Origin of the sequence: Deinococcus sp., assembly GCF_018260405.1 — a bacterium.
GTDB lineage: Bacteria > Deinococcota > Deinococci > Deinococcales > Deinococcaceae > Deinococcus.
In genome coordinates, this window is sequence record NZ_JAGLBG010000001.1 from 42,866 (window position 1) to 51,092 (window position 8,227).

The following is an 8,227-nucleotide window of genomic DNA, read 5'->3' on the forward strand; positions in this document are numbered from 1 at the left end:
ATTGGCGCAAGGCTCAGCCCGGCCCGGCACGCGCCAGAGATGCTAGGGCAAAAGCAGAAGGCCTTGAGAACAGCTTAAATGTCCGTTGAGCGCAGCCGGTATCAGACGTTGAAGCCGAACATCCTCATCTGGCGTTTGCCGTCTTCGGTCATCTTGTCGGGGCCCCAGGGCGGAGACCAGACGAATTCCACGTTGACCTCGCGCACACCGTCGAGGCGTCCGACTGCCATTTCGGCGTCCGAGCGAATCAGGTCCTGCACGGGGCAGCCCACACTGGTCAGGGTCATGGAGATGTTGACCAGGCCGCTGTCTTGCACCTCTACCTCGTAGATCAGGCCCAGGTCGACCACGTTAACTGGAATTTCGGGGTCTTTAACGATCTTGAGGGCCTCTAGAACCTGTTCCCGGGTCGGCAGACCACTGAGGGCGCCGCCTGCCTGAATGGGGGCTTCAGTATCCATTACTGGCCCCGCTCGACGGGCAGTCCGGCTTCGGCCCAGGCCAGGGTGCCGCCTGCCAGATTGGTCACGTCACTGTAGCCCTGGGCCAGCAGGTACTCGCCTGCGCGGGCGCTCCGGGCACCACTGCGGCAGATCATGAGCAGCGGGCGATCCTTAGGTAGTTCAGAAAACCGGCTTTCCAGTTCGCTCAGTGGCAGCAGTAGCGCCCCCTGAGCATGAATTTCGCTGTACTCGTTGGGTTCGCGGACATCCACGAGCAGTGCTCCGTTGGTCAACATTTTCTGGCCCTCGGCAGGCGTCGTTTCCTTCATGGGCTACAGCATACCCGACTAAAGTGTACAGGATTGTGGGAGGCACATCGAAAATGAGAATGGCACCGAGTCGGTGTTCCGGGTGCCGTTCTCAGAAAAGCGTGTCTGGGACTATTTAGCCGGGATTCAAACAGCCTCTCACGTGCTTTTACACCCAGCAATAGTGCTTAGCAATAGTGCGGGCTGTTCAGGTGCGTTTGCGGCGGCGCAGACGATCCATCGCCGCTTCCAGGCTCAGACGCATCCGCTCAAGCGCCTGGGCCAGATCGCCGATTTCATCGTTGCGGTCAACTTTGACGGGGCGTGTCAGGTCGCCCAGACTGATGGCGTCGGCCACTTTGACCAGTTCGGAAAGCGGCTGCACGATGCGCCGCGCGGCCTGTCCGGCCAGGAACGAGGCGAGCAGCAGGCCGATCAGGGTAGACAGGGCGACCAGCAGCAGGGTATTGCGCAAAATGATGTTCGATAGATTGGTCGGCAGGCCCACGGTAATGTAACGGGTCGACCCTGGCCGCCTAGCCCCTGGAGTCGCTACCCGGTCCACGACATAGCTTTGCCCGTTGGCGCTGAAACTGCCCCCTTTCGGATGGGTTTTGAGCCAAGGCGTAATTGCCTGCCCGATTTTCTCTTCCTGGGTCTGGTGCGCTGCACGCAAGATGGTCTGGCCTCCTGGCTGCTCCACACGGACAAACCCAATGTTGGAATTGCTGATGGCCGAGTTCAGGCTGGTGGTGGCGGCCTCGGCGTTTCCGGGCAAAGTGGTGGCGAGCGTCGCGGCAAGCGTCCGGGCATTTTCCCGCACCAATTGCCGCTGAAGACCAGGAACCGCCAGCAGCAGCAAACCCAGGGTCAGCAGGCTTGAGAGGCCCAGGGGCAGCAGCGTTCCCAGCCGGATCTGCTGCGACAGATTGGTGCGTGCGTGCACCTGCGCCGGAGCGTCTTCGGTTACTGCGGTCAGAAACTCGGTGGTCTGCCGGGGGGCACTGTCGGCAGGCGCAGTCGGCAGGCTTAGGCCACCGGCAAAGTCACCCCAGTCATCTGTCGCGGCTTTTGGGGGCGGTGTGGCCGTCATGGTGGTCAGGCTGCCCGTAAAGTCGGCCCACTGATCGTTTGCGCTGGGGGTACTCGGGGCAGGCGCAGTCGGCGCGGTTTCGAGGGCCCTGAGTTCGTCGGCGACCTGGGCCTCGGCGCTGTTCAGGGGCGCAGGCGGTGGAGCCTTGCGGTCCGGGGCCAGCAGGGCCTCCTTTCTGGCCCAGTCTGGTAGTAGTTCTGCCGGATCGACCAGGGCAGAGGGCGCGGGCCCAAAGAGGTCATCGAGGGGACTGACCGGTTGGCCGCCGGTAGCCCCGGTCACCGATGCTGGTGGAGTAAAGTCCAGCATAGTCGCGTTGTTGCGCATAGGAGAGGCCAACTGCACGTCATCATTGCCGCCCGCTGACCAGACCCCCGCCGACTGGAATGCCTGACTTGGGCTGTCGCTCTCCTCCCGAACTTCTTCAAGGACAACCTGGGCACCGACAGATTCAAAAACGCGCAGCAGCAGGTCGGCGCGGGCCTGGGTCGTGGGCTTCATCAGTCGTCCTGCTCGCCGGGCAGCCAGCTTTTCGGCCTGTTGTTCATTCAGTCCGAAGCGCTCGACCAGCTGCTTTTCGAGGTTGCCCCGGACATTGTCGGGCACAGGCTGGCGAATGATAACCGTGTACTTCATGGAGTAGACCTCGGGGCTAGGCAGTGAAATGGGTCAGCGTTCATGGAGAGAGCAGTCGTATGCAGCAGGAAAGTCAGGGAAAAGTCGGTGAGCGGCGGGGTAGAGGGGACTCCTAGAATAGACCAGAAGGTGTGAGAGTGACGCTTGCTCATGCCAGTCTGGTTCATGCCAGTCCCTTGGACCGCAGCTGCCTAACAAAAGCGTGCAGGTGCGTTTCATGCAGCTGCGTGGCAATGTTGCCCAGAACCTGTGAAAGTGTCGGATGTTCCCCGATCTCATCAAGCGCGTCGTCGACCATAAATTCTCCCATCGGCCCTACGACACTTATCAGGCACTGCGAAACCGTGGCGATCATGGCGTCGGTCATAACCTTCTCGCGCTGCACCGCCCGGTTGGTCCAGTTTTCGGCCTCTTCTAGAGCCACCTGAAGATCGTCCAGCGACAGCCCGAGCTGCTCCACGATCTGCTGCGCCGTGCGCTGTCCGTCGACTAGGTGCATAATTCTCCAGGCCGAAAAGGGCAGGGGAGTTTCGTCTTTCAGGGCCGTGGGCCAGACCGGAACACTCTGCGGGCTGAGGGTCATGAGGCTTCCATCCCGGCGATACCCCAGATTGCCTGCTGTTTCAGGTCATTGATCGGCAGGTCGACCAGTCGCAGGCCCAGGCGGGTCAGGGTGCCCCGGAAGGCCGCAAGCAGCGCTGGGCGCAGTTCCTGAACGGGAACGTCCGGCGCGACCCGCAGCACTCCGGCCTGCACGGTGATGTCGTGTGCAAACGGGTCCAGGGCCACGTGTTCCACTGAAAGCTGCATGCCGACCTGCCGCCAGACCTCACTGAAGCTGGGGTTGGCCCGCTGCGCCATAGCTATCATCTGCTGCCAGAACCTCAGCAACTCGGTGCGGTCCAGGCGACTAGCAGGAGTCACCACCAGACAGGCCATCCCCGAATGCGGAATGACTCCGGAAACCACCCGTCCGGACTCCCAGTACGAGCAGGTGTTCTCGGCGATGAGGGCACCATAAAAGCGCTCGCGGCTAAGTTCGTCGTAGGCCTGGGGCCAGGGCGAGACTAGAGGCTGCGGCGGCGTGGCGCGGCATAACCAGATGATTTCAGCCACTAGGGGATCGACCTGTGTCAGGGTCACCTGCGCCTGGGAGAGGGCCTGCATGGTGATTTCCAGGGGAACGTCGCGCCCGCCCGCACCTACGCCTCCACGCGCTACGCCGCGTACCCAGACGAATCTGGCCCAGCGGCTGTCTTGCTGAATATCCATAACGGCACTGAATTCGGGATCCTGCCGCCTTTCCAGATCAGTGAGAACCTCGGTCCAGGGGTAAAAGTCCGTGGGGAGGCGGCTGTAGATCAGGCGGTCTGGCGGTACAGGTAGGCGTATAAGTGGTAAGGGCGCAGTGGTATTGGTCATGATCGTGGGCAACCTGAGGGTGTCTGAAGCGGCGAAAAAACAGAAGAAGCCAGCGGAAAGAAGCGCAAAGCCTGGCAAAGCAGGCACCTTGGTTAAATACCTTGGCTAAAGTCGACGTTCATAAGACTGCTTGCACTCTTACTTGACGCTTACAGCTGTATCTAACCTTACAATGTTCAGGGCTGCAAGCTGCAATACGGACTGCCGTCTACTTCCCCATACCCGGTGCCGTTCCGGATACGGGACTAGCCGCCGGACATTTCGCTGGTGGGGCCACGTGGCAACACTCGGGCTGTTACGCGGAAAAAGAAGGCAGCCTCTGTGCGCGGCACTGAAAGCTGCCTGGTAAGTAACTTCCGGTTACAGTTTCGCCGATTCGAGGAAAGCGCCCGAACCCGCTCTGCTTCTCCGCTCAGCGAGTCCACTTCTATCCGGCAGGCACTTAAGTACGTTGAACCTAACATTGCGAGATTCCGGGAAAGCACAGGAACCTCTCCATTCCCGCTCCAACGTACTTTCTTCTGCTACGCGCTCCGCGCGGTTTATCTACAAGATAAACGCAGTGTACTTAACTACAGCGAGGCTAAATGAAGAGGGTTCGGCGCTGTTCCTAAAGCTTGTCAGAGTAAGTACAACGTGACTTAGCTGTGGCTGAAGCACTTCGGATCGGGCAGTTCACCTGAAGGCTGCCAGTGACCTGTGGGCCGCTGAAGCCAGGAAACCCTTATGCATCCTGGCTCTGTTAGGCCGCTTTTCAAGCCTGCTCGGGGCGATGAGGTCATCATCACCCGGCAGGAGCTGCTCAGCCGATTTCGTTTAGCAGATCCTGAACGCGGGCCTTGAGGTCGCCACGAGACTGGGGTGCGCCGAGCTGATGCAGGCCCCCGTGGTAGGCGTCGGGGTCACCAAAGAGCCGCGAGAGCAACTCGAATTCACGCTGGCTGCGCAGGCTGGCGTCATCGCGGAACATGCTCACGTAACGGTCCTGAAACATGGCGTCGCTCAGCTTGCCATCGAGAAAATCGCGCATCAGGCGGCGGTAGGGCTCGGCGTTGTCCTCGGTCTTGACCTGGGCCGCACCGCTACGGGCGGGCACCAACTGTTCAAAGACTGGCCCCAGCGCCTCGGGGGTAATGTCCCAGTTGTTCACCTCGAATTTGGGCTGGCCCTGCTGGAACAGGATGAACTGCGGACTCTGGTGGGCAATCCCGGTCACTTCGGTCACGTGGTTGCTCGCCGGACGCCAGTCGACCACGCGGATAAAACCGACAGGCAAATCGTGGTTTTGCAAGAAGGTCTCGACGACCCCGAAGCCCTGCATGGTCTTGTGGCAGGTTCCGGCCTTGAAGACCGCCGCTACCGGGTAGGTCTTTAAAAACTCGTCGACTTCCTCGGGGGTGGACAGGGGAACGAGCACCTGAGCTTCAGTCTGGGCGGCTTGAGTCATGGCCCCAGCATAGCGCTATTACTTTAGAAAACAAAGTGACACTGCTCTGAATAGACTGCTGGGTGGCCCGGCTGCGAACTCCAGCCCTGGTCGCGGCTGCCGCGCTTATGCTGGGGCCATGTCTACTGTCACGCGCGAACAACTGCTGATCGTCACGCCTCACTCGTCGGGCGCGGTGCCTGCCGACCTTCTGCGCGAGATGCTGGGCGACGACCTGTTTAACACCTCCAGACGGGAGGCCCTGCTCCAGCGCATTTTCATAGATGGCGACCCCTACACCGACCTGATGTACGCCGTTCCGGGCGCGCGGTTTCTGGCCGCCTCATGGAGCCGGTTCGCGGTGGATCTCAACCGTGAGCGCGGCGATCTCGACGACAACGGCGTGATTAAACTCACTGACTTTGACCGTAAACCGCTCTATCCCGCCGGATACACTTTAAGCACAGAGGCCCGTGAAGCGCGTCTGCGGCGAATCTGGGACAGCTTCGATGCCCAGATCAAACGGGAGTTGTCCGGCAGCAAACTGATGATCGTCGGGCACTGTATGGCTCCCCAGGGACCAAAACTCGGCCACGACACGGGAACGCCGCGTCCGGCCATCTGCCTGATGCCGGGAACGCCGGAAGCGCCCACCTTTCCGCAGCACCTGTGGCCTGCCCTTCAGCAGGCGTGTGAACGGGCGTTCGCGGAGGTCATCGCCCGCAGTGCCTACCAGGAAGTCAGAATTGGCGTGCCCTGGTTCACCGACACCCTGAGTGCCGCGCATCACCGGCACAGCGGCATTCCGGCCTTCGGGATCGAGTTTAACGCCGGGCTGTACCTCGACGGCGACCAGCCGCGTGACAGCGAGATTCAGGCTCTGGCTGGGGCTTTCGAGCAGTTTGCCGACGAAGCGCTCGGGCTGGTTTAGAGCGGTTTCTATTAATTAAGGCCACCCTATTTGTGGCCTTGTTAGACAGTCGGGTGGCACGACTATTTCCCTTCACGCCTATGCCCCTTTATGGGTGCCGCTTGGGGCAAGACAGCCGTTCGGGGCGCAACTGCACAAGTGGCGTCATGATAAAAGCTCCACTAGTCCGTGCTCTAGCGTAAACCACCCGACTAACCGCGTTCTGTGCGCTGTGGTGCGCAAAAACCACGGCTTCCAAACCGCTTTATGCTGTCCGGAACCGTGGTTGTCTTGACGCCGTTTGCCCTTAGCGGACTTCCACCAGCTCAACGTCGAAAATCAGCGTGGCATTGGGTGGAATCACGCCGGGAATACCCTGCTCGCCATAACCCAGTGCGCCGGGAATGGTCAGTTTGGCCTTGTCGCCCACCCGCATCTGGGCAATGCCCTGATCCCAACCCGGAATGACGTAGCCCACGCCCAGAGGAAACTGAATTGGCGCACCTCGGTCATGGCTCGAATCGAACTTCTGACCGTTTTCCAGGGTTCCAGTGTAGTGAACGCTGACCATCTTGCCAGCCTGGGCAGGGGCGCCGCTGCCTTCGTAATATTTCTCGACTATGAGTTGATCGCTGCTCATGCTCCTTAGCCTAAAGGCACTGGCCCCATAAGTGGCTATCTGTAAAGCTGTCATGAAGCTTGTAAAGGGTTGTCCTGAAACGTGAGGGGTGACTAAGGACAGCTGTATGTTTTCTGTCAGCTCCCGAGCTTAAAATAGTAGCTATGAAGGGCCTGCGTGAATTTATCGACTGGCTCCGCGAGGCGCTGAAAGGCAATCCGCAACCCCAGCCTGTGCCGATCCCGGTGCGTGTGCGCGAACGCCGCTAAGGGCCACCCCTCACTTCCTGAGCGTCCACCCCCTACGGTGGGCGTTTTTTACGGCCCTGCTTAGGCGGTATGCTGGCGTCCGTGCCTGCTGCCGACCATGGAATGTCTGAACTTAGAAAGCTGATTGCCGACCGGCCCGGCGCCGAGATTCAGCGCATCGAGACGGCCTATGAGTACGCCCGCAAAGCCCACGACGGGGTCAAACGTAAAAGTGGCGAACCTTATATTACCCACCCGGTGGCGGTCGCCATTGTTCTGGCGAAGCTGGGCATGGATACCGACAGTCTGATGGCGGGGCTGCTGCACGATACGGTCGAGGACGTAGAAGGCGTCACTTTTCAGGGCATCGAGCAGCAATTCGGGCCGGATGTGCGCCGCATCGTCGAGGGCGAAACCAAGGTCAGCAAACTGAGCAAGCAGGGCAGCCAGCAGGCTGAACTCGCTGACGCCGGACGCGACATGCAGGCCGAGAACCTGCGCCAGATGCTGATCGCCATGACCTCCGATATCCGTATCATCGTGGTCAAGCTGGCGGACCGGCTGCACAACATGCGCACCCTGGACAGCATGAAGCCTGAAAAACAGGCGCGTATCGCCCGCGAAACCATGGAAATCTTTGCGCCGCTGGCCCACCGCCTCGGGATAGGGCGCATCAAGTGGGAACTCGAGGACCTGAGCTTCAAGTACCTGCACCCCGACGCCTACGACTACCTGACTAGTCGCCTGCGCACCAAGCAAGAGGAACGCGAGGCGCTCATTCAGCGGGCGGTCACCCAGTTGCGCGAGGGTCTAGAAGACGACCTGGAACTGCCCGAGTGGGTCAGCGACATCGGGATCACCGGGCGCAGCAAACACCTCTGGAGCATTCACAGCAAGATGCAGAAGGAAGGCAAGGCCCTCGAACAGATTTTCGATCTGCTCGCCATCCGCGTAATCCTGACGCCGCGTGAATTGCAGGTGCCGCCTGGCACGGACGAAAAACGCCGTGAACGCGCCGAGGAAACCCGTGAAAAGCGTATCTGCTACCACACGGTCAGCATCGTGCACAGCATGTGGACCCCGCTGCCGGGCCGCTTCAAGGACTATATCGCGGTGCCCAAG

9 protein-coding genes are annotated in these 8,227 nt (G+C 60.5%); 2 read left to right on the forward strand and 7 right to left on the reverse strand.

Going from position 1 to position 8,227, the window contains the following annotated elements:
• Nucleotides 1–101: 101 nt before the first annotated feature.
• The 6 genes from QZ269_RS00205 to QZ269_RS00230 form a co-directional block, all read right to left on the reverse strand.
• Entirely contained in the window at nucleotides 102–461 is a 360-nt protein-coding gene (locus tag QZ269_RS00205) for a metal-sulfur cluster assembly factor (protein ID WP_291423012.1), read from the reverse strand.
• Nucleotides 461–772 carry a rhodanese-like domain-containing protein gene (locus tag QZ269_RS00210; protein ID WP_291423013.1) on the reverse strand — a complete coding sequence of 104 codons (312 nt, stop codon included), beginning with the start codon at nucleotides 770–772 and terminating at the stop codon, nucleotides 461–463. Before QZ269_RS00210 ends, QZ269_RS00205 begins: the two co-directional genes overlap by 1 nt.
• A gap of 187 nt (nucleotides 773–959) precedes the next feature.
• Entirely contained in the window at nucleotides 960–2,480 is a 1,521-nt protein-coding gene (locus tag QZ269_RS00215) for a HAMP domain-containing protein (RefSeq protein ID WP_291423015.1), read from the reverse strand.
• Between the two features lie 163 nt (nucleotides 2,481–2,643).
• The gene (locus QZ269_RS00220) at nucleotides 2,644–3,063 is read right to left on the reverse strand and encodes a hypothetical protein (RefSeq protein ID WP_291423017.1); all 420 of its coding nucleotides are present in this window, start codon (nucleotides 3,061–3,063) and stop codon (nucleotides 2,644–2,646) included.
• On the reverse strand, nucleotides 3,060–3,902 hold the full coding sequence (locus tag QZ269_RS00225) for a hypothetical protein (protein ID WP_291423019.1): 843 nt from the start codon (nucleotides 3,900–3,902) through the stop codon (nucleotides 3,060–3,062). Before QZ269_RS00225 ends, QZ269_RS00220 begins: the two co-directional genes overlap by 4 nt.
• Before the next feature lie 802 nt (nucleotides 3,903–4,704).
• On the reverse strand, nucleotides 4,705–5,349 hold the full coding sequence (locus QZ269_RS00230; RefSeq protein WP_291423022.1) for a monothiol bacilliredoxin BrxC family protein: 645 nt from the start codon (nucleotides 5,347–5,349) through the stop codon (nucleotides 4,705–4,707).
• Nucleotides 5,350–5,467: 118 nt separating this feature from the next.
• Here QZ269_RS00230 and QZ269_RS00235 point away from each other — a divergent pair, with 118 nt between their 5' ends.
• Nucleotides 5,468–6,259, forward strand: coding sequence for an N-formylglutamate amidohydrolase (locus tag QZ269_RS00235; protein ID WP_291423024.1), 792 nt, complete (start codon nucleotides 5,468–5,470; stop codon nucleotides 6,257–6,259).
• A gap of 286 nt (nucleotides 6,260–6,545) precedes the next feature.
• Here QZ269_RS00235 and QZ269_RS00240 read toward each other — a convergent pair whose 3' ends face one another.
• Nucleotides 6,546–6,878, reverse strand: coding sequence for an FKBP-type peptidyl-prolyl cis-trans isomerase (locus QZ269_RS00240; RefSeq protein WP_291423026.1), 333 nt, complete (start codon nucleotides 6,876–6,878; stop codon nucleotides 6,546–6,548).
• A gap of 350 nt (nucleotides 6,879–7,228) precedes the next feature.
• Between QZ269_RS00240 and QZ269_RS00245 the strand changes: the two genes are divergently transcribed.
• On the forward strand, nucleotides 7,229–8,227 hold a 999-nt coding region (locus QZ269_RS00245), incomplete at its 3' end, for an HD domain-containing protein (RefSeq protein ID WP_291423123.1).

What these genes read in the sequence shown, in the direction of transcription:
- QZ269_RS00225 (WP_291423019.1), bottom strand. Translation starts at nt 3,902, where the DNA reads ATGACCAATACCACTGCGCCCTTACCACTTATACGCCTACCTGTACCG.
- QZ269_RS00230 (WP_291423022.1), bottom strand. Translation starts at nt 5,349, where the DNA reads ATGACTCAAGCCGCCCAGACTGAAGCTCAGGTGCTCGTTCCCCTGTCC.
- QZ269_RS00205 (WP_291423012.1), bottom strand. Translation starts at nt 461, where the DNA reads ATGGATACTGAAGCCCCCATTCAGGCAGGCGGCGCCCTCAGTGGTCTG.
- QZ269_RS00235 (WP_291423024.1), top strand. Translation starts at nt 5,468, where the DNA reads ATGTCTACTGTCACGCGCGAACAACTGCTGATCGTCACGCCTCACTCG.
- QZ269_RS00210 (WP_291423013.1), bottom strand. Translation starts at nt 772, where the DNA reads ATGAAGGAAACGACGCCTGCCGAGGGCCAGAAAATGTTGACCAACGGA.
- QZ269_RS00215 (WP_291423015.1), bottom strand. Translation starts at nt 2,480, where the DNA reads ATGAAGTACACGGTTATCATTCGCCAGCCTGTGCCCGACAATGTCCGG.
- QZ269_RS00220 (WP_291423017.1), bottom strand. Translation starts at nt 3,063, where the DNA reads ATGACCCTCAGCCCGCAGAGTGTTCCGGTCTGGCCCACGGCCCTGAAA.
- QZ269_RS00240 (WP_291423026.1), bottom strand. Translation starts at nt 6,878, where the DNA reads ATGAGCAGCGATCAACTCATAGTCGAGAAATATTACGAAGGCAGCGGC.